Here is a 26,472-nt window from a genome sequence, read left to right as displayed (position 1 = left end):
ACCCAATTACCGAGCTCTCAAATGTTTTAAATAGTTACAATACATGTATTGCTTCAATTACATATGATCATTCTTAAGAATGTCATTGAAATGTACCAATAGATTCTAGTGCAGCAAAATAAATTGTGCTATGATGTGAGCAAATATAAAGCTATCTAACGGAGGGATTCACATGCCGCATGTTGTGTTTCGTGGAATTACTACTGAACAATTAAAACGTATAAGCAAGCCATTAGTAAAAGAGCTCGCAGAGATTTGTGAGTGTGGTACGGATAATTTTACGTTGGAACTACCAAGTTCTACGTTTGTATTCAATGGAGAAGAAATAGAAGCGTTTCCTCTTATTGAAGTGAAATGGTTCGAGCGTGGACAGGAAATTCGTGATCGATTTGCCAAGGCCATTACTACATATGTAATGGATTTTGGACTTCCAGAAGTAGAGGTTGTATTTACGGTTTTCACAGAATCAGCGTATTATATTAACGGGAAGCATTGTGCAAGTTAGAGCTATTTGAAAGATTTTTGTAACATTTATAAGAGGTAGAACCACATTGCCATCAAGCTAAGATTTTCAGAAACCTCCCATAACAAAAATTTTATCTTTTCACAGTTATTCATAAGAGTTCGGCTCATTTTTTCTTTTTTTTGGCCTTTATTTTTCTTAATTTGGTGGGTATGTATGGTGACTCCCCTCATGCCTCCTTATAGGGAGAATGAGGGAGCATTTTTTATTTACCCAATTACCGAGCTTTCAAATGTTTGAAATAGTTACCTATCCCCTAATCACCGAGTATGTTTATTCCTCTAAATCACTGTCCATAATAATAAATAAAGACAAACCCTTTATCCTTAAGATACAAAAAGAGGGATTTAATAAAGAATTGATTTGTTATTTAAGTCCCTACATGACAGCACATGTGAATCGATTTGGAAAATATCATATTGATTCAAATCGCGAACCTGAGAAACTACCGTTTGATCTTTCTTTATTTTCAAAAGACATGGTATTCCCTTAAAAATTGTATAATAAAAAACCGTAGGAATTGTAATTCCTACGGTTTTTTACATCAATTAAGCCCTTTAATATTATAGTTCCTCAAATTCATCAATTTCAACTTTGATAAGTTGTCCAATTTCTTTTCCTGTCCCAATCCTGATGTAATTACATGTATCTTCAGCAACCCCCAACCATAGTAACTATCACTTTATCTTCCAATACTTTCAGATAATAAACTTTTTACTTAATACTAAACAAACGTAGGAATCAATAATTCCTACGTTTGTTAATAAAAATCCTTTTTACTTAATAATATCTTTTACATTTCCTATACGTATGTCACCATCATGATGATATTCAATGACATATCCCATATCTGGTGAATATATCCATGTATCAAAACTAACAGCTGTAACATCATCTATTACTTTTAAAACTTGATGTAAGTTTGTTTTAATTATTGGCACTCTAGCATTATCCCAAATAATATATACTGTTTGAGAATATATTCCAAAACAGTTTTGTAGATATACTTTTATTTCATCCTCATTATATAAATCACCATAGTTTTGAATATTGGACCAATCTACTCTCCCCCATGATGTAATAGGAAATGCATTCCCAAAACTTTTTACTATCATTTTCCCTTGATTAGTTTCTAAAATTTCAATTTCTTCGCCTAATGCTTCAATACATTCTTCCAACAATGTTGCCATTTTATTACCTCATTTATTTAAATATTTCAATAATGATTTGAAAGTCTCTTCGTCTCCTTCAAAAGGAATTGCATATTTGATTGCTTTATCTTTTTTCCCATTTCTAAAATCTTCTACATTGATATGCATCCCTTTATTAGGATCATAATCTAATCTCCATCTTGCTTTATGATCAGCTGCCTCTCTACCAACAATTTTACCATAACCAGCGCTTTTTTCCATCGTTCCTATAAATGGTTGTGAATCAGCCCCTAAATCTCCCAATAAGCTCATTGCTTTATTTCTCGCTTGTTCATATGTTTGAACCTTATCAAGAACAATCTCTCCAGAACGACCACCTTTAGCAGCCGCTTCTAGTGCCTTTCCTTTCTTTTCAAGGTCACCAATCTTTCCTACAACTTTACCAACAACTCGTGTTGTACCACCAGATACGACGGCCAATGTGCCCCATGCATAATCTTCTGGACCGTATTTTTGACCTGTTACTAAGTCTTCACCTTTGATTAACTGTCCCAGTTCTTTTCCTGTGCCAACTATAGGCGTAATATCTAACATGAATGATAAATCTCCATCATTCGCACGATTATAAATACGAGATGGATCTCCACCCAAATCATACAATGCACTACTTAAATCAATATTGCCAATATTTCTAGCTGCTGCAGGAATATCAATCTTATGACTTGCTATTCTATTAGCGGAGTCCATAAAAGTATTTGCAAGATCTATTCCCATATTGAAATCTGTGAAGAATCCTGGGACTTTCGCATCCAATGCTTGTAAATCTTGGGCAATGATTGGAGCGTTTTTTCTTGTTACTTGTACAAGTTCCTCTAATTGAGGTTTCGCTTCATCTACAGAATGTTTTAGGCGAATTGAACTATTTACAACTGGTCCTAAGTCTTTAACTACACCCGAAAGTCCTTCAGCTAACTTGCGATGATTTTTTTCGATTTCAACTGTTGCATCAGCTACATCTTTTAAAAAGTCTGCCGATTTACCAGCAACCACATCTAATGCTTTGTAGTAATCAGCATAGGCTTGAGCCATCGATACATATTGTTGAAGAATAAAAGCATATGTATCCATACCAAAATTCAGTAATTCTTTCCCATCGGCTCCAAGCAATTTTGCGAGTTCTTTCCTTTGCGTAACCGTTAAATTTCTTATATCACCTTTCATTGCATTTACTAATTCTTCTAACTTATCATGTGACTCTTTTATCACTTGCATTTTATACTGTGCATCTTGCTTTGCATTGTTTATGTTACTAAAAATACTTTCCCAGGCCTCTGCATCATCTAACAAACCTTGTTCGGATTCTTCTAAAATTTTAATCGTGTTATTTATGAATGGTTCGTCACTTTTTAAATAATCTAATACACCCTCAAATATTTTTATTTTCCCATCAAGAAGAGTAAGTGGACTTTTGGCTTCCTGGTCAAAAATAATTGCATCATGAATACGTACATATCCTTTTTCTCCTTGATAATTAACTTCGTACCAAGAGCCAACTTTCCCAGTTACTTCTATCACTTCACCATTATTCACACGTTTTGCACGTAATACTTTTCTTAAATCTGGCTCTGGATATACTTTTTTAACAAGGGATTCTAATGTAACCCACCCTTTAACCATTTCTCCGTCTTGATTAAAGGAGAATTTCTTGTCTTTATATGTAAAATCTCCTGTTTGTAATGCACCTGAAGGCTGTAGTAAATACCAATTAAACTCTTGCTTCATCCAACCATTTTTGGATTCATGAGAAGCATCAAAATAATACGGTTTCCCATCAACATGTGTAAATCCTGATTGCACAGGACCTAACGGACCAAAGTAATAGATTTTCCCGTCAATATGTTGGATTCCAGTTTGCATCACACCATCTGTTCCCAGATAATAATCTGACCCATTTGTGTGTACCCATCCCGTTTGCATAAAACCATCGGTACCAAAATAATAACGTTTCCCATCAATTGCTTGGAAACCAGTTATTCTTTGCCCATCTTTTTTATAGTACGTCCATTTTCCTTCTTCTTGCACCCACCCTTGTTTATTATCTAAATAGAGTGCTTCTTTTAATTGATCAATCCATTGTAATCCATTCGCAAGAAGAGTTAAACCACTATCTAATTGTTTATCAAATTTCTTGTGAATATTAGGAGGAAAGTATTTTTCAGGATCTTTATGATACTCAGTTATCATAAAATGAGACAAATTCGTTGCTTCTTTTGCTACATCCCATGAACGAACTGGTGATTCACCAATCACAACGGACTCAAATATCCGAACATAACCGACTTCTCCTTGATATTTGACCTGGTACCATAAGCCCTGCTTTGAGATGACTTCTAAAACATCTCCATCTTTTACAGGTTTAGATTTAAATAGAAATTTTGTTTCTGGCTTTGGATAGATTCTTTTAACAGCAGAACGAAGGGTAATCCATCCCTTTTCCATATCCCCGTACTTATTAATTTCAAATGGTTTTCCTTGATAGGTGAATGTTCCTGTCACATACTTCCCCTCTTTTATATAGCTCCATGAAGTTGCAGAAAAACTCCATCCGGTCTTTAATTTACCAGGTTCACTATAATATAAAGTGTCTTTCCCTACCTGCTTTTTCCCTTCATATAGCCTTCCATCTTTAAAAAAGGAATACTCTATTCCATCTAAAGTGATGTTATCTCTTTGCTTACTTCCATCTTTTTGATAATAGTACCAATTCTCATTTTCTTTAACCCAGCCTACCTTATTTAAAACTTCAGCTGCTTCTGTAAATGTTGGTGCATAGGTAGAAAATAATAAAAATAATGACACTATAAGTCCTATGACTTTCTTCATGCTCGCATCTCCTTATCCATTCGTTAAAAACCTTTTAATTGTATATTAGATTTCATTGCTATGAAGATAATAAAGATGGATATGCATAATTGCATATCCATCTTATCAATAGGGTGTCACTTTAGGAGTTATTTTGCACCTATTTTAAGTGCTATTTTGCACTATGAGTAAATATAAAAAGCCTAATTTCTCATTAAAATTGAGAAATTAGGCTTTTTTCGTTGCTCCATTAAAGCGCCTGATTGCGGAAAATCATTTTCCAGCTAGTTTTTTTCATGCATTAGTGAAAAAACAACCCTTTAATAAGAAACAGATACTTTTTTTTCATTCTTTTCACTAACTTTAGAATCTAGCGTTTTTGTTATTATGTAGTACAAAAATGTACCAGTTAACCCTAGAATAAGAAGCAATCCCCCCATATATATAGGACGAATCCACTCTCCAACGATAATCAACAACGAAGATACAATCATTGCTCCATAGAAAGTCAAGCTATTAAAAGCCATATAGGTGCTACGAGCGTTAGATGGTGCAAGTTCCCCTATCATCGCCTGTTTAATAGGAACATACATCAGTTCACCAATTGTTCCAATAAACATGGCAATAAAAAGTAACAACACGCTATTTGTAAAAGCAAAAACACTAAAACATATAGAAAAAATCAACATCCCCGTAACTAGGGTCCAACGATCACTCCACTTTTTAAATAAGAATAATACAACACTTGATAGGAGAACTACAAGAATTGTATTTTCCGTTCGGAGAAAACCCAGCATCTTTGTGCCATCAAGCATGAAATCTATTCCAAACAATGAGGCTGAATGATGGGGTATATCTTTTTCAAGACGAATCCCAATATAGTTTGTTAAAGACTGTTCCAAGGAAAAGATCAAGATCGCTCCGAAAATATAAAACATAAACAGCTTATCTTTTAAAACGGTCGAATAAGTTTGAAACATCTCTATTGTTGAAAATTTTTTCTTATAATTAGAAGACTTAGATGAAGGTTCTGGTGTGTAGGTTTCTGTGATGAAGAATACGGTCATGAAGACAGATAACAAAGAGATGAATGAAATCCCAATAAATAACTCAAACAAGTAGTTTTTAAAAAGAAATGCTCCAATGATTCCTCCAATAGCAGTTGCTAAATTCCCCAACCAGTAGCTAATAGTAAATATTAGCTTTCTCGATTCGGAATTAGTAACATCTATGATCATAGCTTGTGCTGCTGGCTGAAACATTCCTCCACAAAACATATTGATGATAAAGAATGCTGCAGTAATATAAGGAAGGTTAAACCAAGGAGAATTACAAAGTGCTATAAACAGATACGAAAGCAATATACCAATTTCAGAATAAATCATTATTTTTCTCCGACCTATTTTGTCTGAGATATGCCCTCCGATAAACCCTCCAATGACCCCACTAATCACAATTATTATAAGAATAATACCTGTTTCAGTAGCTCCGATTTTCTGAACAAAATAGATTGCCAGAAAAGGTATAACAGCCATGGAAATAAGACCGCCTAGAAATTGCATGACCAGACGAAGTTTGATGTTGGGATGAATATCCCTCAATTTCATATAAATCACTCCTTATTTATTAGAGATAGGTCCAAATAATCTCAGGGCTTGTATCGTTATATCCTTCCATATCAAGTTTGTATATTCATCAATAAACGTTAAACGCATTCCGTTTAAGATGGATAAGTACGACTCAGTAATTAATGAAGGCGATTCTTCATAAAAGTAACCCAGCTTTTGCCCTGCTTCAATAATCGGATGAATACAGTCTATAAATGTATTTACGAAATCGTCTAGTTCTTTAAAAAGCTTTGGAAATCGATCAGGTCTCGCAAGAACCTGCTGAATTAGACGCAGGTATTCACTTCTCATTGAAAAGAGTTTTACATGGCAATCTATCATTTCCTTCACAACTTCAAGAGGATCACCTTTAAAGTGTTCTTCTATCTCAATAAAATATGGTTTGATTTCCTCCAATGGCTCCAAAATCGCTGATTCGTAAAGTGCTTCTTTTGAATCAAAATACGTAAATACGGTACCAAAGCTAACTCCTGCTTCTTTTGCTATTTCGGCAACTTTTGTTTCTGCAAAACCATTCTCACTATACAATTTAATTGCGGCGTTTAGGATAGTAGATCTTTTTCTTTTCTTTTTTTCATCTTTAGTAAGTACAGGTTCCATTTAGATACTCCTTTCATAAAAAAATGATTGATTAATCAATCAAATTTTATTGTAATTTGTTTCCATTGTCAATATGATGAAGGAATTTATTTTCACATTTTTACAGTTAGTTATATTCGAACTTCGTAAACGAATAAATTTATTTTAAAAGTCGTTATTCCATTAAATGGCCCGATTGCGGAACAAAATTAAAAAAGCGCTTTTTATCAAAAAGCAGCCTGTCAATATTTCTTAAACCCAATATTTGTTCCAAAACTCGTCCTTTTCTGAACACGCTTCTTTTTGATTTAAAAGAAGCGTTTTTTATTGTCTTATATGTAATAAAACTCTGTTCATTATTCTATGTTCAATAACCAATTTGTTTCTATCTTATGTTACAATGGTAATAGAGTAAAAATTAGAAAGAGTGATAATTGGTGTTAATTGGATATGCACGTGTATCTACAGGATTACAAAATTTAGATTTACAAACAGATGCACTAACTCAATATGGTTGTAAGAAGATTTTTCACGATAAAATGAGTGGAACAAAAAAACAACGTCCTGGTTTAGAGGAAGCAATTCATTATGCACGTGAAGGCGATACAATTGTAGTTTGGCGATTGGATCGTCTAGGACGCAACATGCAAGATTTGATCCAAATTGTGAATAACTTAAATAAACGTGGTATTGGTTTTCATAGTCTTCAAGAAAATCTAACAATGGACAAAAGTAATGCAACAGGACAATTGATGTTTCACTTATTCGCAGCTTTTGCTGAATTTGAACGTAATTTAATAGAAGAAAGATCGGCTGCCGGCCGAGCGGCAGCTAGAGCAAGAGGAAGGCTCGGTGGCAGACCAGAAAAGTTTGGATTGAAAGACATAGAAATGATGAAATCCCTAATTGAAAGTGGTACACCTATCAAAGATGTCGCAGAAAAATGGGGTGTATCTCGCACTACAATTTATCGCTATTTAGAAAGACAATAAATCAGAAAGGTGGGTATTAATGCAAAATGAACATCCTCCATTAACGGCTTATTCAGAAGAACAACGTCGAGAAGCAATGATAAAGTATAAAATCATTGCGCCTTATCTTACCGATGAGAAAACATTAACTGTCATTATAGAAGAAACCGGTATTGCCAAAAGAACGCTGCAATACTGGATTCAGGGCTATAAACAAAATGGATTAAAAGGTTTAATTCGAAAAACAAGAAGTGATGCCGGCAAAACACATTTAGAGCCGGAAGTTTTCGTATCGATCGAACAATTGATATTGAAGTACAAAAGGAATTCATTAACGTCTATTCATCGGATGATTTGTGAGCAATGTCAGAAAAAAGGCTGGGAAAAACCAAGTTATTATCAAGTGCATAAGGTATCACAGTCCCTTTCGCCAAGCTTGAAGAAGTTAGCGCATGATGGTCAAAAAGCATACAACAATCAATATGATTTAATTCATCGAAGAGAGGCAAGCTACCCCAATGAAATTTGGCAAGCAGACCATACCCCATTAGACATTATAGTTTTAAATGAAAAAGGAAAACCAGAAAGACCTTGGCTAACAATCATTTTAGATGATTATAGCCGAGCAGTCGCTGGATATTTCTTAACTTTTGAAAATCCCTCTGCTATACATACTTCTTTGGTCTTACACCAAGCAATATGGAAAAAAAGTAATCCCGATTGGCAAATATGTGGTATTCCTGAAATATTTTATACAGACCATGGGAGTGACTTTACATCCAACCATTTAGAGCAAGTAGCAGTTGATTTAAAAATTAATCTAGTTTTTTCTACAGTTGGTGTTCCAAGAGGGCGTGGGAAAATAGAGAGATTCTTTTTAACCATTAATCAATTGTTTCTGCAAGATCTACCCGGTTATTTGGGAAATCAGACAAGCACTTCACTTCTTACCATTAAAGAATTAGATGAAAAATTATCAAATTTCATTATAAGTAACTATCACCATAGGGTTCACAGTACAACAAAAAAAGAACCTATACAGGCGTGGAATAATTCTGGATTTCTTCCCAATATGCCTGAGAGTTTGGAAAGTCTTGATTTATTATTGCTAAATGTAGCGAAACCAAGGAAAGTTCATTCTGACGGGATTCACTTCCAAGGACTTAGATATATAGACAGAAATCTAGCTGCATACGTTGGAGAAACGGTCATTATTCGTTATAATCCAAGAGATATTGCGGAGATTCGAGTGTTTTATCAAGATAAATACTTATGTACGGCTATTTCCCCTGAAATCTCTGATTATACAGTAGATTTAAAAGAAATTGTTTCAGCACGAAATAAAATACGAAGAAGCCTAAAAAAGCAACTCGATTCCGGAAAAACTGTTGTAGAAGAAATTGCTTTGTCAAAGCAAAAGGATCTAGAGAACAAAACAAATGAACCTACCAAAAAGTCAAAGTTGAAGAGGTATTTCAATGAATAAAAGTCAAAAATTTATTGAAACAAAAGAATATAAGCGATTCGCCGAGTTTTGTGATGCATGTATTAAATATAAATATATAGGCATTTGTTATGGATTACCAGGTGTAGGAAAAACATTGTCCTCAAGGTATTATGCAAATTGGGATTCCATTGAAAAACAAATAGCTTATAAAACAGCAAATGAAATTGGCCAAAATGCAGATGAAAAGATACTTGAAGCTAGGACAATTTTTTATACAGCTCCAGCTGTACGAGCCACTAAAATGACTCACGAGATTCATACTGTTGGAATTAGAATGAACATGGTAAGAACTATGTATAAAGTACTTACTAAAGGAGAAGAAGAAAAATACTCCACTGACGCTTATGAGGATATCGACTTGATTATTGTTGATGAAATAGATCGCCTAAAAGTACAAAATTTAGAACAACTTAGGGATATTTACGATCGAAATGATATAGCGATGATATTAATTGGAATGCCTGGCATTGAAAAGCGATTAGCTCGATACCCTCAACTCTACTCTAGAATTGGATTTGCTCATGAATTTGATAAACTTAGTAAAGATGAAACCCATCATATTTTGGAATATAAATGGGGAGAGTTAGGACTTTCTATAAAGCTTGAGGACTTTTCCGATTATGAGGCAATAACTAGCATAATAAAGATTACTGGAGGGAACTTTAGGCTCATACAGAGATTGTTCACTCAAATTGAAAGAATACTCGAAATTAATAAGCTTGAAACAATAACAACAGAAGTTGTTGAAGCCGCACGAGATAGTTTAGTAATCGGGATCAAGTAAATAAAAAACGCTATCGTTTTTTATGATGATAGCGTTTTAATATTTACTTATAATGCAAAATATTACTTAAAACAAGCGCAAAATAACTCCAAAAATGACATCAATAGGGCGTACTCTATTGATAGAATTTTGGCTCCTTGATATTATTAGCTTAATAGACTCTCAATAACACTTATCAAAATTATAGATTAAAAGAGGGATAAAAATGATTTATGGATATGCTCGAGTAAGTACACAAGATCAAAATCTAGATAGCCAGATTGATCAACTTACAAAATACGGAGTAGATGAACTTGTGGAGGAGAAAATAAGTGGCGTTTCTAAACAAAAGCCACTTTTAGATGAACTTCTTTCCAAGGTAGTTCCTAATGATACATTAGTTGTGACACGAATGGATCGTCTTGGCCGAAACACTATTCAGTTACTGCAGTTAGTTGAACAACTTAGAGAAAGAGATATACACTTTGTTATTTTAAACTTAGGAATAGATACCAGAACACCAACTGGTAAATTCTTTTTAACGGTAATGGCAGCCTTTAGTGAACTAGATCGAGAAATGATTAAAGAGAAGCAACGTTCAGGAATTAAATTGGCCAAGCAAAAGGGGAAATATCGAGGAAGAGTTAAAAAATATACAGATAAGCATCAAGGTATGAATCATGCCATTGAATTACGTAAAACTACCAATAAAACTGTAAAGGAGATATGTGCAATTACAGGAATCAGTCAGGCGGCATTTTATCGTAGGCTAAAGGAAATAGAAAAAGATAATGGATAACAATTTTAATATATTTAATTATTTTGCAACCAATTTACTTCCTCATTCGACTTTATTGTGTAACGGAGAGGAGAACCAAAATGGATATAGCAAAATTAGTGAAAAAAGCAAAAAAGGGTGATGATGAAGCATTTGAACAACTGATTGATTCTGTTCGACAAAAGCTATATCGAACAGCCTATGCATATGTTAGAAATGAACAAGATACTCTTGATGTCTATCAAGAAACAATTTATACAGCCTATATTTCAATAAAGACATTAAAAAAGCCAGAACATTTTTCGAGTTGGATTACAAAAATTCTAGTCTTTAAATCGATTGATTTTATTCGGAAAGAGTCTCGCCATTTTACTACAGATAATGAGGAAATCTTTACTGAATTAATCGCTTCTGAAAATGTTGATTTTATCATGCATTCGATGGATTTATCAGAAGCATTTAAATTCTTAAATCCTACTGTTAAGACCATTATTTTGTTGAGGTATTATCACGATTTGTCCATTAAGGAAATTGCCACCATCATGAATTACCCGGAAGGAACCGTGAAATCACACTTAAATAGGGCGAAAAAAGAGTTAAGACCCATTTTAAAGGAGGGCTATCTTTATGAATAAAGACAAATTCAATCGATCCATCGACAACATAAATGTACCTGTTGAAAAGCTAATGGCTAGGGAGAAGGCGGCTATCTTTCAAGCCAAGAAAAAAATAAAAGCCGGAAGAACCACAAAACGGTCAATCTTGGTTGCATGTGGGTTATGTCTATCTTTGCTTGGTTCTGGATTTGTTTCAACAGGCATGGCGGAAGCCTTATCAAATGTTCCCCTAATTGGTCCAATTTATAAAGATTTTAGAGACATTGCCTCAGATAAAATTGAACACGATCAACTTACGACAGTAATTGATAAAAAAGATAGTAAAAACGGCTTAACAATGACTGTAAAAGAAGCAGCTTATGATGGAAACCGGATAATCGTAACAGTTGTTTATACAGGTCAAAAAGAACTTTCGATGAAAGAAGAAAAGGCCGGCTTTAGCTATATAACAATTAATGGACAACAAGAAATTAAACCAGCGATGGGTTCAATAGGGCAAGATGACGTAAACTCGAAAACAATAATTGAACATCATCAATTTACTTTTTCTAAGTATAATGAATATGGCGATAACATTGAGATTGAGGTCCATGGAGAAGATTTATTTGGCTATGAAGGTAAGTTGAAGGTGGCTTTCCCACTTGAAAAAATAAAAGGTGATGTATTTGAGTTTTATCCAGAAGTTACAACTCAAACGGTTGATGAAGTGTATACACTAACAGCCGACAAAGTAACATTCTCACCTTTATCAACAAGAATAGACCTAACGATTGATTACCCTGCCGAAATGGATAAAAACGATAGTTGGCCATGGTTTAATTTCTCTGTAGTCGATGATAATGGTCAAGTATATGATAAACTAAAACTACAGGAAGGCATGGCTGTTGGGAACTATGGTCATCATATGGTACTGACTTTGCCTCCAATGGATACCATACCAAAATCATTCACACTCAAGCCAAGCCGAACAAATAGTGAAGGATTTAGTAAAGAAATAAAGGAATTAGAATTAGTCGTTCCTTTAAATAAAAGTAAATAATGACCTCGTTTGCTTTGTTTACTCCTATCGCGGAAGTACCTTAAGCTAACGAACACGCGATAGTTGAATAATGGGTTTTATTAAAAAACGTCATGAAAGCCGGATTCCATAGCTATTGGAATCCGGCTTTTTCACATTAAATTTCCTTAACGTTGTAAATCCGCATTTTCCTGACGGTACCCCATAATAAGGATTCTGCAACAGGAAATAACAAAATTTATAAAATATAAGCATTTAAGAATCAAAATTTAAATTTGAATTACGCCCTTTTCCCTTAAGGGTCTTTACTATATTAATAAAGAAGATTAGTCCTACGGTAAAGAATGTAAGTGGATGTAACCATGTTCTAAAATTAACCAAAGTTACAATAATCATTATTATAGAAGCTATAAAGCCTATAATATCAATGCTAAAAGATAGTTTCCCTTTTGTTGTTTTCATTTATAACTATTCCCTTCCAGATGCCACTTTTAATTTATAATTCTCTATATAATAATAGCATGAACTTTGATTTTTTACATTTAATTACTTTCGTTGGTTCTGGTGCAAGAAATACTGTCATTGTGTACACTGGGGTATCTACCACATCGCCATCAAGCGGAAATTTTATAGTGCCCCCAGAACGAAATTTTGTGCTAACTTGTAACAAAAAAACTTATTTTTTCGTTTTGGGGTAATTTTAAATTCTTAAGTTGATAGGCATGGGGTATCGCCAGCATTTTGGAAAAAAACCACGCTAAGCAAAAAATACAATAAGCTGTCCATATGGACAGATTATTTACATAATTATCGTTATTGGAAGTTAATAAATTTATATCTTTCCCTTCTTGGATAGACTGCCAATAATAACAAAACCACTAAATATAATTAAGCATATAAATAAAATTGGATTTTGGCCGGAATTATCATATTCCCGTTTTTTTTAAACTGATATTTTAGTATTATAATATTTGTGGTAAATAATATGTTGAAATTAAGGAGATATTATGGAAACGAAATCACGGAAAATCATTTTAGCTGGCACCATATGCTATACGATTTTAGTTTTATTTTTTATGTTCTTTGCGTTTAACAGGCTTGATAGTGTAGCCAGTGTAGAAGGGTACACCTTTATCCTTGTTCCAGAAGGAGTACCACTTAAATTTCCAGAACTAAATTATTCATGGATTGTTCAGTTTGGAAATATTGCTGCTTTTATTCCTTTTGGAATACTATTTCCCCTATTGTATTGTGTCAGATTTGGGAAGTTTATACCTTTGTTTGTTTTAGCGATTCTCGTTTTAGAAACCATTCAGGCTTTAACATATCTTGGTAGCTTTGATGTAAATGATGTTATTTCCAATACGTTAGGTGCAATGATTGGCTATGTTGCCTATAGAGTTGGATTTTCTTCAAAAATTTCTTATAAAAATCTCATGGCTTCGGCTCTATCTATTGTTGTCCTTATAATTGGAGTCATGGTGGTCTCTGAAATCATCAAAAAAAGAGAAGGCCCTATTCAAACATTAACTGTTATGAAAGAAATGACAGGAACTACACCTATGACTGAGAACTTTCCAAGTTTCACCATAGCAGGTGAGCCAATAGAGCCGAAAATGAACGTGTATAGTAGTGAAGGTGAATCAACCAAAACATACAACTATATTCTTGGGAACAAAGAAAATGTCTGGCTTTATTTCTATTTCGGCATTCCCGACAATGTAGACTTTAAGGGTGAAGCCAAAATAATCGTAGATGGACAAGAAGTATATCGATTAAACGAACAATCTCTTCAAGGAGCAGAGGCTTTACAGGAGGAGTTGCCTTTTAACGAGGTAAACGAGCTGACCATTAGCGTTTCCGGAAACGCTAAGTTGTGGGACGTTGGAATTAGAGAGATGAAACATTGGTGGGAGTAAAGAATCAATATTTTAAGGGGCTTGTTTTGCACTTTACGTCATGATTGTTCCCTCTATCTTTAAAAAAATGGGTACGAGTTGTCCTTTTAAACTATGAAAATGACGATGAATAAAAATTCATGTTCGGTTAACATAACGCCCATTATCGGGAGCGAAAAAAAAGGCGAACCCCTTACTCTCATAAGGGGTTCGCCTTTTTTCTTTTTATCAATCTATGCAATTTTTTATACATTACTATTATGGTGTGGGTTTTCAGGTTCTCGTTTGTTATTCTATTGGCCGAAAAACTGTATAAAATCTTGCATGCTCCTAGGGGTCACTATATATGAACACTACGTATTTGACTTTCTCAATGACCAACATTACTTAACGTGGTAAAATAATATTCGGATGGGAATCCAATGTTATTAAAATTAAAGTGGTTATCAAGTCGGAGGAAGGCACCTTAGGGTGTCTTTTCTTTTTAAAATATATAAGCGCACCATCCCTTTCCTAATAGAGGCCCCCCTCATGCCTCCTTACAGGGAGAATGATAAGGCATTTTTTATTTACCCAATTACCGAGCTCTCAAATGTTTGAAATAGTTACCTATCTCCTAATCACCGAGTATGTTTATTTCTCTAAATCACTGTCCATAATAATAAATAAAGACAAACCCTTTACCCTTAAGATACAAGCTCTTTCTCAAGAGTATCAAACTCGGTGATTAGGGTAGAGTGGTATAGTCCCCTCTTATCAACTTAATATGTACACCAAAATACCCTTTCAGCTATTGGTTCACTGGCCGATACCTTTATGAAATTTAACAAAATATCCGTTTCGCTTGCTCCTACATATTCATCTTCATCTACATTATAATATTGAACCACCTCAACTTTATATAAGCCATTTTCTATTTCAATCTTATATTTGGAACAATTTCTATCAGGTACTTTGTTATTTTGAAACTGAGCAGCCATTGTAAGGCAGTCATAATCCACTAAATATAGTTGATTTTCCGTTACTTCTATATACCCTACTGCTTTCCTAAAGCATTTATGAGTTATTTCCTCTGCACCTTTTCTAATCTCTACTCTCCAAGAATGTTCAATTCCTTCCTCAGTCATTTGAAAAACTAAAATATGCCCTTGCTTCATCTCGTCTCCAAAATGTTGCAAGAGATTATCTAACTCCCAATCTTCATCTACGAATGATTCGTATTTATTAGTGTTCGCTAATCCGATAAAATTCGTATCACCAAAGTCCATACAAAACCTCATTTTTCTCTTCCCCTTTGCTCGGTGTTTTTTTGACATTGTATCATTTTACTTGGGATAAAACACCAGTTAATTTAAGTTAAAGCTTTCTCAATAGCTTCATCTATAATAATTTCCTTCAAATATGTTATTCGAGAATATGGCCCGATTGTTGAATAACATGACTGGCGTTTTTTAAACAACTTTATTATGTTTTAAACGACTTTATTGTAAATTAAACAACTTTATTATCTCTGTTGTTGGCTTAAAACAAAGTTTGATTAAGAAAGTGTCACGAATGTTGATTTTGTAATAGAATAAGCCCTTTTATTTTGAAAAAAGATTGATCAAAATAAGAGGGCCACATTTTTCTATATAATTCATTTTTAAAACAAAGTTTGATTACAATTTTTTATAAACACTACATCTTTTTTTGTAATCTAAGCTAACAAGAAAGATGCCTTCTTTATAAGAATAATATAGCTACCGGATTGTCGACTAGATACCTAGCAAAAAACTATCATTATCAATGCATAATCAAAAAGTAAATTTAGTGAAAAGGGAATAAAGATGTAAAGAAACTTTAAACCACTTAATCCGTCTTTCTTTTATGTAAATATGGTAATAATGAAATTATCCCAAGGATAGCTAAACACGATCCAATCCACAGCGGAGATACAAAATCATATCCTTTATTGATTCCAAGACCACCTAGTGACGAACCAATAACAATACCCAGCGTAATAAAAGAACTATGAACGGTATTTATCATTGTTCCATTACCAGCTGTTTTCATTACCCTCGCAACCATAGCTGGATTCAATGCTACACCAGTTAAACCAATAAAAATCATAGAAATAACCGCAATGTATTTATTCTCTGCACCTAAAGCAAATAAAGACAATGCTACGATTAATATAATTAATCCACCCATAAGTGTTTTCATTGTAAATTTGTCAGCGAACTTGCCAATTATTATATTCCCAATTACCGTCGCACTACCATAGAGAGCAAGTAAATATGGAATACTTGCGCTTGAAAAGCCTGTAACATTTATAAAGATAGGAGTGAAATAACTAAATGCTGCAAACGTACCTCCAATAATAAACATACTTGTTACGTACGCTGCCCAAAGATGAATATTCTTAAATCGCAGAAGTTCGTCTTTCCAATTTAATTGCTCTATATTTGAAGATGATGGTAACAACCATTGGATCATAATTCCTGATACTAGAACAAGAACAGAAACAGCCCCAAAGCTAATACGCCAGCCAAAATATTGTGAAATAATAGTTGTTATAGGTAGACCTAAGACAGTTGCGATCATTAAACCTGCAAGCACAATTGATGCAGCTTTTCCCCTTGAATCAGAGTGAACCAATGTTGCAGAAAAGGAAATCGCAACTCCAAAAGCTGAAGCTGAAGCGATACCAGTTATAATACGTGAAATCATCATCGTATCATAGTTCCAAGCAATAGCTCCGAGTGATTGACCAATTAAAAATATAAACATTAAAAACAATAATGCTTGTTTACTGCGCACTCGTAGGAGAGTGAGAGTTGCGGTCACAAGGGGACCTCCTATGACCATTGCTCCTGCATAAGCTGTAATTAAATACCCAATAGACGATATAGAAACCTGAAATGCAAGAGCAAGTTCGTTCATCATACCTGCAACCATAAATTCTGATGTAGTCATACAAAAGATTGCTAAAGCTAATAAATAAATAATCGATGGCATAAAAACACTCCTTATCCATTATTGTAATGATTGGTACAAAAATAGCGCGAAAAAAGAGCGCACTAAGCGCCAAAAATGGACTCCATTGTTCCTTTGATAACCTGTTCAGCTAACATCCGATTTTGCATCGATACATTAAGAACACGGAATCCGTAATAACTGCTTAAAAGCAGACTAGCTAATTCCTCAGCTGATTGCTTCTTTGAAATTTCACCTGTTTGCAATCCTTCCTCCATCACTGTTTCAATAGCTTGTTTAAGAAGCTCAACATGCTTTGAGAAAATTTCTTGTACCATTAGATCGTTTTTAGCACGTTCTACACTGGCATTAATCAATAAACATCCTTTTTGATCAATATTCTCAAAGTCTTCTTTCAATGCCCATTCAAAAAAATTACTTAATCGTTCTTTAACTGGAATTGGAGTATCTAACAATTTCCTTTGTTCCCTAATCCCAATTTCATGATAGCGTTCTAATACTTGTTTATACAGTTCATGTTTACTACCGAAAGTATTGTATAAACTTCCTTTTCCAAGTCCTGTATCACTGCATAAATCTTGTGTAGAACACCCCTCATATCCTCTTATCCAAAATGTTTTCATTGCAACATCTACAATTGAGGAATAATTAAACTCTCTGGGTCTGCCACGATTATTCAATCTTATTCTCCTCTCATTTTAAAGATAACATTAGTAGAATACACTTTTTGTACCGACTGGTCAATAAAAGTGTTTTATTGTAACTTTAAAGTAAAATTTGATTATTTTAGATTACGAATAATTAAAAATAGCCCCTTATTCAAACGCAAGTGTTATTTGAATTTAAAATTTTATCAATCTTTATTATTAATTATCAAAATTTGTTATAAGTTATCAATCTTTTTTATAGGCTGTTTTCGTAAGTATTGTGGCTATTAAACTATTTGAAAAGACACTTTTAGAGTGTCTTTTCACTATTGCTAAATTGAATAGCTGTCGATACCCCATACCTCAAAAATATCATTTTTAGACTTTGTAAATAATGTCACATCTAATCCCAAATAATCATCTTCACCTGTTAAACAATGCTCTGTAAATCTTGTTGTAATCATAATCTGAATACCAATAGGACTAACTTGTTTCGAATAAGAAATTGCATCGATATAGTAATTACCCGTTAATTTTTTACGTATTGGAAATAACTCTGAATTTTCATTTTCGTCAAAACACAAGTTATCATCATTGATATATTTAAATACTTCCGTATTAACAATAGAACAAATCTCATTCCATCTTTTATCGATGTCCTTAATTTGTTCTAATGAAATTCCATTATAAAAAATTATATTAGCCTTATTATCATTTTCTCTGAATATTAAATTCAAATTCACACCTCCTAATACTCTATTTATAATACTAGTTAATTCAACTTTCTTGTCATTTTGTTGAATTAATTGCCTATACTTGGGGTATCGCCAGCATTTCGGAAAAAAACCACGCTAAGCAAAAAAAAACAGCCCCCCACAAGAGAGGCTAGTTGACGTAAAATTCGTTATTGGAAGTTAAAACAATAATTCTTTTTTATTTGCGCAGTGAAGAACATGTATAATTAAAAGAATGTTTTAGACTGAGTATCGCTGAATTATTGGGATTTCTCCATTCTTATTCTCCTGTTTTAATAAAATAAGGATTTAGACTGATGAATAGTTTTTATTTAGAGAAACGAGGTTTTATTAAAATAAAGGTAACTACTCAGCTACCCTAAGGTTTTAATGGTTTAATATTTTGATTTTCAAGTTTGCCTTCACAAATTCCTGTTAACACTGATAATAAGAAAAACAGGAGGTGAAGTGTATGAACCGAAAAGATATTCTCCTTGTTTATAAACAAGGACCAGATTCTGTTGTGAATTTAGTTGAAACATTATGCACTCGTATTCAAGAACTCGAATTCAACGCAAAAAAAACTCAAAAAATAGTCATAAACCACCATTAATGGACGGGTTACAAAAACCAGCCACGAAAAGTTTGCGTGAAAAAACAGGCCGTAAAACGGTCGGTCAACTTGGTCATAAAGGTCATACGCTTCGCCAAGTGGAACATCCGAATCATGTGGTTGTTCACCCTGTAACAGTGTGTTCGTGTTGCCAATCATCATTAGAAAATGAACCTGTTAGCTCGAAAAAAGTGCGACAAGTGTTCGATATCCCGCCTGTTTCTTTTGAAGTACTTCAACATGAAGTAGAACGAAAAATTTGTCCACGTTGTTTTCATATCGAAGAAGCTCCATTTCCAAAAGGTGTGACAAATGCGACTCAATACGGGCCAAATATTCAATTGATGGTGAACTATTTAACGCAATATCAATATCTATCTCTTCAGCGGACGACTGAATTCTTTCGAGATGTGTATCAACATTCGATTAGTCAAGGAACAATCAACCGTCTCATTCACTCTTTTAGTGAAAGCTTACAAGAAAAAGAAGAAGAAATTCGTTCGGGAATTTTGGCTTCTCCAATTGTTCACTGCGATGAAACAGGGCTTCGCAATCAAGGGAAAACGGAATGGGTGCATACGTATAGTACACCGGATCTTACCATTCAATATATTCATCAAAATCGCGGGTCTGTAGCAATGGATGAAATTGGTGTAATGCCTGCAATCAGAGGCATTGCGGTGCATGATTGTTGGAAACCATATTTTCAATACGACAAGTGCCAACATGTTTTGTGCAATGTGCATCTTCTTCGTGAATTACGCGGTATATTTGAACAAACGAAGCAAGAATGGGCACAAGAAATGGCCGATTTCCTTTTGAAAGCGAAAAATCAAAAAGAAACAGGTGAATTAGATGCACAAAAACTCGTCAACTTGCATCAAGAATATGAAACGATTCTCGCAAAAGGAGAAGAATTGAATCCCATTCGCCCAAAAGAAAAGAACGCCCGCAGAAGACCGAAGCAAAGTCTGGCGCGTAATCTCTTAAATCGATTGAGCACATATCAAAACTTGATTTTGGCCTTCCTTCTCTACCCCGCCATTCCATTTGATAATAATCAAGCGGAACGAGATATACGCCCAGTAAAACTACGACAAAAAATAAGCGGTTCGTTCCGGAGTGAATGTGCTCGCAATTATTTACGAATTAGAAGTTATATGAGCACGATAAAAAAACAAGGGAAATCTATTTTTCAATGTACCAAAGAATGGATTGAAACGGGAGAATTAGATCTTTCCCCAACTAAAGATGAGAGGTAGTGCTTCGTAGCGATTACCTCTATTTGTCTTGCATTTTTAACTATGGGCTGAGTAGTTACTTTATTTTTTACTTAGTGAAAGACTATTACCTTTTAGATAATCAAGAGATGCGCATTTTTTGGATAGTACGTTAAAACCTAATATAATATATATCTTTTATATAAAAAGAATATAAAGATAAAACTATTATACTTATGAAAAATGGCTTACAAACTCAGTAATAACAGTGTCTGCAAAGTTATAGAACCATAAAAAATCGAAAAAAACACTTATTGGAAATGTATTTATTGCGTTTTACGTCGCTCCAAATATACAAAATATCATAAAGTTGAATTACTTAACCTACACATAATCAGCATCATTTTGATGCGTAGAAGTGTATATAAGATTAATGGTAGTCTAGATTAAATTAATAACATGATTTCCACATACGCTATAAAATAACCCACATTTTATTAACATTTAGAAGTAAGTTATAGACATAATTCAGTAAATCAACATTATTAACAAAAAACATTCTGATTTTAAGTAGATTTTTATATGAAACGTTTATAAATGAAGCTTTTAGCTATTTTATTGTACACATTTGGACAATATTATTAAGATATCCACTGAATTTATATATATATTTACGATTTTTAGTAGATTAAATCGTAAAAAGAGAGTGAACATTCAGAAAAATGTAAAGTGAAATTGTGAATTACTGATTATATTTTAGGAATTTTGTATGGAAGTGTATAAAAAAAGAGAGGTATTCTAACTCAAATTTAAGAATCTCTCTCTTTTATGTTTGGATAGTACGAAAACAACTTCTAATTTCAGCACGAATAGCCCTCCGTCTTTGATTTTTCAAAAAAGGAGAGCATGTAATTTTACATTGCAGGAAGCAGCTGATCTACCGTGCGTGGTGTTTCACTATTTTTACGGTAATAAGCTTCTAAGGAATGAAGAAAATCGATTAAATTAAAGTCTTTAGGAACTTCAATTACACGGATTTTTTCCTTAGGCAATCTATCTATTTTTTCAATGAACAGTTCGCGAATATCACTTGGAATATGATGTTCTTTATGGCCATGAGATTTTAATAATTCACGAATTTTAATTTCTAATGCAATATATGCGTTAACATTTACGCCTTGCTCAAAAGCATACTTCCTAAATAGTGTTTCTTCTTGATACTGCATATAATTACGATGGTATGCTTCTTCAGTCACAGGAACCGCATATGTAGAATGAAGAAGGTCATGTGCTTTACAGAATAACTTCTTAACATTTTGTAATGAATATATAGCAAAGTGAGTACCAAATTTAAATAACGCATCTTCTTGCTTTTCTTTCGGTACATTATGTGTAATCAGAGAATAAATACCTGTTTTAGCAGCGGTATCTAATACGCGATATTGAGAAGACTGCTTTAATAATTTGCTTAGTGTATAAACAAGATTTTTAGGGAAACCCTCTTGTCTATCAATCATTTCTCGTAATCCACGAATCACTTGGCGGATTTGACGATGACAGGAATGTTTTAAGACATTTACAAATTGGTTTATATCTTTTGTAAATTCTGCAATATTCATTTCAACTAACGATTCTTCAATGAACTTAGCTTTACGTTTATAGGTAAGTCTTGGTGTAAATGGATCGCGATACTCTTCCCCTACTTCCTTATTACACAAGAAATCAGGGTGTACAGATAAATACAGTGTTGTATACTGCTTTTTATTCTTTTTCCCTTTTTCTAATTTGCAAATTTTAAACAAAGAAGATCCAGTAGCAGTAGATTTAGTTGTTAATTCAGCCATTACAGAACGTATCTGATGTGGGTATTTCTTATGTAAGAAGCGATACATACCGCCAAAATGAGTCTGTTGTCCTTGTTCATCAAATTTGTATAGTGAACGTTTCAAAGTAGTTTCTCGTTTTTGCTGCATTGCGATATCAATAAATAGCTTTTTAGCAGCAATGGATAAATCGAAGAATTCTTTTGTAAATACAATTGGGCTGATAAACGTGTAAGGATTCGCTTTATTCGTTTCCTTGTTCATAAAATCAGTTAATGTAATTTTATATTTACCACTGTACTCATTCTCAATTTCAATGATGTTGTGTAAGCTAAGCTTTTTCAACGCAACATAGAATTGTGAATGATGAATATGTGAAAATGCTTCTTTATAGTCTTTGTAGTCCTCCCAAAGCATGTGAATGGAAACATGAGAAAGTTCACCATAGGTATTACATTTTTTATGTAGAAATAGAAATACTTCTAGATCTGCATTAGTAATACCATATAGCTTATGCTTTCTGCCATTTGCTTTAGTGAAGAGATTTTTCATTTGAAGTGAAAAAGATGGTTTGGCTTTTTCAACAAACCCTTCTTCATCTGCAATTCGTTCCTCGTAAGACATTGAATTTACGATATCTTCTAGATATGTATCTTTAAAGCTATAGTATTTGCCTTCTAAAGCTTCCACTAATTTTTGCCATACTTTAATTGTTACTAATACTGGAGTTGTTGTTTCACCATTTAAACTACGTTTGTTCTTTATAACGAAAGGTTTAGCCATCTTTTTCACCTCCTCTTATTATGAGTTTCAGTTTTTACCTAAATAGGATATAAAAATTCAATTTTGATTATATCAAATCAAATCTTGGTGAAATGTGTCTCTTTAAGAGGAAAATCAAAAATGTGAAACGCAGCCTCATCCTTAGAGGCACAAGGGATTCAACGTTTCACAAAAAAAATCTTTTGGCCACCATAAAGCTATAAGGTATTTTGAATATGAAACGTATCTGAAATTAATGAAACAGCACCTAAACCTTGATATAATAGGTTTTTTAGTGCTTTGGGTTAAAAGTTGTTGCCACCATATAGCTATAACGTTTCAAGTTTTGAAATGACTAAATAATGTGTAGAATTCATTCATAAATGTTGTGGTATAGCGTTTTCATGTTAATTTACGTCAAAGGATTATTGCCATCATATAGCTATATACGTTTCATGTTTTTTTTAGATTGTTGCCATCATAAAGCTATTCCGTTTCATGTTTGAAATCAATGCTTCATTGCGCTTGAAATGTACCTAAACCCTTGTTACATATGGATTCATAGGTTTTTTTAAAAAAAAGTTGTTGCCATCATATAGCTATAGCATTTCATTGGGATTTTTTGGTTTTTTTAAAGAATGGCTTTATATCAATGTTTAGCACTAATTTAAATAAAAAATATTTTTTTTATATGAAAAGATTTTAGTGCGTTAATGTTTCATATTTAAAGAGTTGTTGCCACCATATAGCTATAACGTTTCAAGTTTTCAATAGTAACTGCCACAATGTAGCTATGATGTTTCATAAAAGTAAAGATATTCGTGCCGATATATGGAATAACGTTAATTCTTGTTAAATGAAATCCAAAAATCCATTGGTATTTCTTGTTCAGGATATACTTGCCAACATAAAGCTAAAGCGTTTCAAGTTTTCAATAGTAACTGCCACAATGTAGCTATAGGGTTTCATAAAAGTAGAGGTATCTTTGTCGAAGTAAGAAATAACGTTAATGCTTGTTAAGTGGAAATCAACAGTTTATCGGTATTTTTTGTTTCGAATATACTTGCCAACATAAAGCTAAAACGTTTCAAGTTCTAAGGAGTAATTGCCACAATGTAGCTATGACGTTTCATAAAAGTAAGGATATTCGTATCATTGTATAGAATGATACGAATAATTTTTTAGATGAAACTAGCAAATCATAGATGTTTCTTGGTAAGAAAGTAATTGTTATCATATCGCTATAATGTTTTATTTCATTTGTAAGAAAAGGGACAATTACGTTTCACTTTAAAAGTATGATTTACACTATTTAATGCCAAATGGGTTTCCCGCATGGAGATTGTGGTGTAAAGTAGTAATTTTACAAATAAGTACAGTCTTATATAATACAAGTACAAGAATGTTTACTTGATAGGACAAATACTGTTCGATAAATCATTTCTCGATATAGATTATTCTGATAACGTTTCAACTTATATGCTATGTTGCCACCATATAGCTATAACGTCTCAAGTTCTATAATTTATATTTCTAATTGGTGGGAATTTAGTAAGGAGGTTTTTAATATGGAGAAAGTATTAGTGTTGTTTAGCGATGCCCTTTTACTTGCTGCTCCAATGTATGAAAAGAACACGCAGCTATGGGAAAAGTGGAATAGATATTATGAGGAAGTACAAGGAAATCATGACAAAGTAGTAACTTCAGCTAATATATCCCCTTCATTTTCAGCACTTGTCTCTTGGTTAGGTCAGAAACAAGAACAAGGGATTTCATTATTGCACATATATGCAAATCTAGATAAATATAAAATTGAGATTCGAAATGTACTCGATAAAATAATAGAGCAAGAATTTGGAGGTACGTCTGAAGAAGTTGAAACGGCTATAATATCTAATACAGACGTTGAAAAGTTAAAAGAGCAAATTGATCTACAAGAGGATTACTATCCTGTAAGTAATGATGCGGTATATTATCAACTACGAGATGGTATAGCCAAGAATCACTTTGAAGAAGATGAAGTAGGAGCAGTACCTGTTTTACCATTAGAAACTAAAAATACAAGTGGAGTTGCTCAGCTATCATCACACAAGGATGAAGATTTAAGGCTAGTAAACACCAATGAAGCAGAAAGATGGTCAATACTAGTCGATGGTGTTATTAGTAACATGGATGATCTTACCGCAGACTGTTTAGATACAATTACAATACAGTGGTTGAATCAAGCGAAATCTCCAGATGATTTTATTGATTTCAGCTATGAAAATGTACTAGATATGTGTAATATTCCAAAAGCATCAGCAAATGGTATAGAGTATTATCGTGCAGAAGATAAAATTAAAATTGCACAACGTATAGCTGCTTTGGCGAGTATCTTTATTTATTTAAATGACGATAATGAAGTCGTGGTTTTAAATGATCGTGCAGAAACTGGTGAGCAATTTGAAATGAAACGTGAAATAATTAAAAGACTTTTCGTTTTAGATTCTGTAGTTCTTTGGAGAGATAAAAATACCAATGATTACGTAGGTATTGAATCTTGTAGAATAAAGCCAGGTAGCTTTTTGTCGATGTATTTATACGGATCTAGTAGCACAACAGCGTTATTATCTAAAAAAGCATTGGAGTATAATAGTTATCGACACAAATTTCATAAGCGACTAATTCGCTATTTATCTTGGCAATGGAGAATTCGACAACAGTACAGTAATTTAAAAAGACCATATTCAATTGATGGAGAAAAAGGACTATTGTCTGTTATGGGGATTAATATAGCTAAGGGACGCCCCCACCGTATTCGTGAGCAATTAGAAAATGTATTAATAGATTTAGAAAAAGAAAAAGTTATTTCACATTGGGAGTACGCTGAGGAAATTGATGAATCAAGAATTGGAGAACGGAACTGGTTTAAGAATTATTACTCAAAATTAGGAATCATCATTTTACCACCAAAAGAGTTAATGGATAATATCGGCAGTTTGGCAAAGAAAAAGGTAATTGATACTCCGGATAAGCAAGAAAATAATGTGATTATAAATACGATAGCTCATAGTACAGTAAGTACTGAGGAGCTAATTAGAGAGAAAATTATGCACCAACATATGCATCAAAATAGAACAATGCGCGAAATAGCAGATGAGTTAGGCTTATCCCCTGCTACACTATCGAGATTCTGTAATAAGAAAATGAAACGGATTTCAAACAGTGTTAATGATAAGTTAACAAAATGGTATGAAAGACAAATGATAATCGAGTCCATGTAAGCAAAAAGGAGGAAACCACTTTGAAAATGGTTTCCTCTTTTTTAATGAATCTTATTGACGGAAAATTCAAACACGTTGTATAATTTTTGGTATTACCAATATCTTTAACATGTATTACCATAAAATAAAGGGGACGATG

The 26,472-nt window shown here is 33.3% G+C and carries 21 protein-coding genes; 11 read left to right on the top strand and 10 right to left on the bottom strand.

Annotated features, from left to right (window positions below; translation table 11 throughout):
- The first annotated feature begins 172 nt into the window (after nt 1-172).
- Complete coding sequence (locus MR065_RS22190; RefSeq protein WP_001120969.1) at nt 173-505, top strand: DUF1904 family protein; 333 nt, start codon at nt 173-175, stop codon at nt 503-505.
- A 794-nt stretch (nt 506-1,299) separates the two neighbouring features.
- Here MR065_RS22190 and MR065_RS22185 read toward each other — a convergent pair.
- The 4 genes from MR065_RS22185 to MR065_RS22170 form a co-directional block, all read right to left on the bottom strand.
- Complete coding sequence (locus MR065_RS22185; RefSeq protein WP_242215090.1) at nt 1,300-1,713, bottom strand: CDI toxin immunity protein; 414 nt, start codon at nt 1,711-1,713, stop codon at nt 1,300-1,302.
- A 9-nt stretch (nt 1,714-1,722) separates the two neighbouring features.
- Nucleotides 1,723-4,557: a pre-toxin TG domain-containing protein gene (locus MR065_RS22180; protein ID WP_242215089.1), complete on the bottom strand. Its 2,835-nt coding sequence runs from the start codon at nt 4,555-4,557 to the stop codon at nt 1,723-1,725.
- Nucleotides 4,558-4,856: 299 nt separating this feature from the next.
- Nucleotides 4,857-6,143, bottom strand: a complete 1,287-nt coding sequence (locus tag MR065_RS22175; RefSeq protein ID WP_242215088.1) for an MFS transporter — start codon at nt 6,141-6,143, stop codon at nt 4,857-4,859.
- 12 nt (nt 6,144-6,155) lie between these two features.
- Nucleotides 6,156-6,764, bottom strand: coding sequence for a TetR/AcrR family transcriptional regulator (locus MR065_RS22170; RefSeq protein ID WP_242215087.1), 609 nt, complete (start codon nt 6,762-6,764; stop codon nt 6,156-6,158).
- A gap of 416 nt (nt 6,765-7,180) precedes the next feature.
- On the opposite strand from MR065_RS22170, the gene MR065_RS22165 reads away from it, so the two are divergent.
- The 6 genes from MR065_RS22165 (at nt 7,181) to MR065_RS22140 (ending at nt 12,418) form a co-directional block, all read left to right on the top strand.
- Nucleotides 7,181-7,735, top strand: a complete 555-nt coding sequence (locus MR065_RS22165; RefSeq protein ID WP_000904909.1) for a recombinase family protein — start codon at nt 7,181-7,183, stop codon at nt 7,733-7,735.
- Between the two features lie 19 nt (nt 7,736-7,754).
- A complete protein-coding gene (locus MR065_RS22160) occupies nt 7,755-9,200 on the top strand; it encodes a Mu transposase C-terminal domain-containing protein (RefSeq protein WP_242215086.1) in 1,446 nt (481 codons plus the stop codon).
- Entirely contained in the window at nt 9,193-10,005 is an 813-nt protein-coding gene (locus tag MR065_RS22155) for an AAA family ATPase (RefSeq protein ID WP_242215085.1), read from the top strand. The genes MR065_RS22160 and MR065_RS22155 overlap by 8 nt, the downstream gene beginning before the upstream one ends.
- A 205-nt stretch (nt 10,006-10,210) precedes the next feature.
- A complete protein-coding gene (locus MR065_RS22150; RefSeq protein WP_242215084.1) occupies nt 10,211-10,783 on the top strand; it encodes a recombinase family protein in 573 nt (190 codons plus the stop codon).
- A gap of 80 nt (nt 10,784-10,863) precedes the next feature.
- Nucleotides 10,864-11,397: a sigma-70 family RNA polymerase sigma factor gene (locus MR065_RS22145; protein ID WP_000350214.1), complete on the top strand. Its 534-nt coding sequence runs from the start codon at nt 10,864-10,866 to the stop codon at nt 11,395-11,397.
- Nucleotides 11,390-12,418, top strand: a complete 1,029-nt coding sequence (locus MR065_RS22140; protein WP_242215083.1) for a DUF4179 domain-containing protein — start codon at nt 11,390-11,392, stop codon at nt 12,416-12,418. The genes MR065_RS22145 and MR065_RS22140 overlap by 8 nt, the downstream gene beginning before the upstream one ends.
- 234 nt (nt 12,419-12,652) lie before the next feature.
- Here the strand turns inward: MR065_RS22140 and MR065_RS22135 are convergent, their stop codons facing one another.
- A complete protein-coding gene (locus MR065_RS22135) occupies nt 12,653-12,859 on the bottom strand; it encodes a hypothetical protein (RefSeq protein WP_242215082.1) in 207 nt (68 codons plus the stop codon).
- Between the two features lie 545 nt (nt 12,860-13,404).
- On the opposite strand from MR065_RS22135, the gene MR065_RS22130 reads away from it, so the two are divergent.
- Entirely contained in the window at nt 13,405-14,316 is a 912-nt protein-coding gene (locus MR065_RS22130) for a VanZ family protein (protein WP_242215081.1), read from the top strand.
- Between the two features lie 740 nt (nt 14,317-15,056).
- On the opposite strand, the gene MR065_RS22125 is transcribed toward MR065_RS22130, so the two are convergent.
- From MR065_RS22125 to MR065_RS22110, 4 genes are all read right to left on the bottom strand, one after another.
- Nucleotides 15,057-15,563 (bottom strand): hypothetical protein, encoded by a 507-nt coding sequence (locus tag MR065_RS22125; protein WP_242215098.1) that lies wholly within the window; start codon nt 15,561-15,563, stop codon nt 15,057-15,059.
- A 580-nt stretch (nt 15,564-16,143) separates the two neighbouring features.
- Nucleotides 16,144-17,292 (bottom strand): MFS transporter, encoded by a 1,149-nt coding sequence (locus MR065_RS22120; RefSeq protein ID WP_242215080.1) that lies wholly within the window; start codon nt 17,290-17,292, stop codon nt 16,144-16,146.
- 62 nt (nt 17,293-17,354) lie between these two features.
- Entirely contained in the window at nt 17,355-17,951 is a 597-nt protein-coding gene (locus MR065_RS22115; protein WP_242215079.1) for a TetR/AcrR family transcriptional regulator, read from the bottom strand.
- A gap of 299 nt (nt 17,952-18,250) precedes the next feature.
- Nucleotides 18,251-18,655, bottom strand: coding sequence for a hypothetical protein (locus tag MR065_RS22110; RefSeq protein ID WP_242215078.1), 405 nt, complete (start codon nt 18,653-18,655; stop codon nt 18,251-18,253).
- A 469-nt stretch (nt 18,656-19,124) separates the two neighbouring features.
- Between MR065_RS22110 and MR065_RS22105 the strand changes: the two genes are divergently transcribed.
- Both MR065_RS22105 and tnpC read left to right on the top strand, forming a co-directional pair.
- Nucleotides 19,125-19,265 carry a hypothetical protein gene (locus tag MR065_RS22105; protein WP_242215077.1) on the top strand — a complete coding sequence of 47 codons (141 nt, stop codon included), beginning with the start codon at nt 19,125-19,127 and terminating at the stop codon, nt 19,263-19,265.
- Nucleotides 19,265-20,527 (top strand): IS66 family transposase, encoded by a 1,263-nt coding sequence (tnpC, locus tag MR065_RS22100; RefSeq protein WP_242215076.1) that lies wholly within the window; start codon nt 19,265-19,267, stop codon nt 20,525-20,527. The genes MR065_RS22105 and tnpC overlap by 1 nt, the downstream gene beginning before the upstream one ends.
- A gap of 872 nt (nt 20,528-21,399) precedes the next feature.
- Here tnpC and MR065_RS22095 read toward each other — a convergent pair.
- A complete protein-coding gene (locus tag MR065_RS22095) occupies nt 21,400-23,091 on the bottom strand; it encodes a hypothetical protein (protein WP_242215075.1) in 1,692 nt (563 codons plus the stop codon).
- 1,547 nt (nt 23,092-24,638) lie between these two features.
- On the opposite strand from MR065_RS22095, the gene MR065_RS22090 reads away from it, so the two are divergent.
- Complete coding sequence (locus tag MR065_RS22090) at nt 24,639-26,333, top strand: AraC family transcriptional regulator (RefSeq protein WP_242215074.1); 1,695 nt, start codon at nt 24,639-24,641, stop codon at nt 26,331-26,333.
- The last annotated feature ends 139 nt before the right edge of the window (nt 26,334-26,472 follow it).

Origin of the sequence: Bacillus cereus group sp. BfR-BA-01383 (assembly GCF_022663495.1) — a bacterium.
GTDB classification, from domain to species: domain Bacteria; phylum Bacillota; class Bacilli; order Bacillales; family Bacillaceae_G; genus Bacillus_A; species Bacillus_A cereus_AU.
The sequence above is the reverse complement of the archived record's forward strand: the minus strand, read 5'-3'. Positions and strand labels throughout refer to the sequence as shown.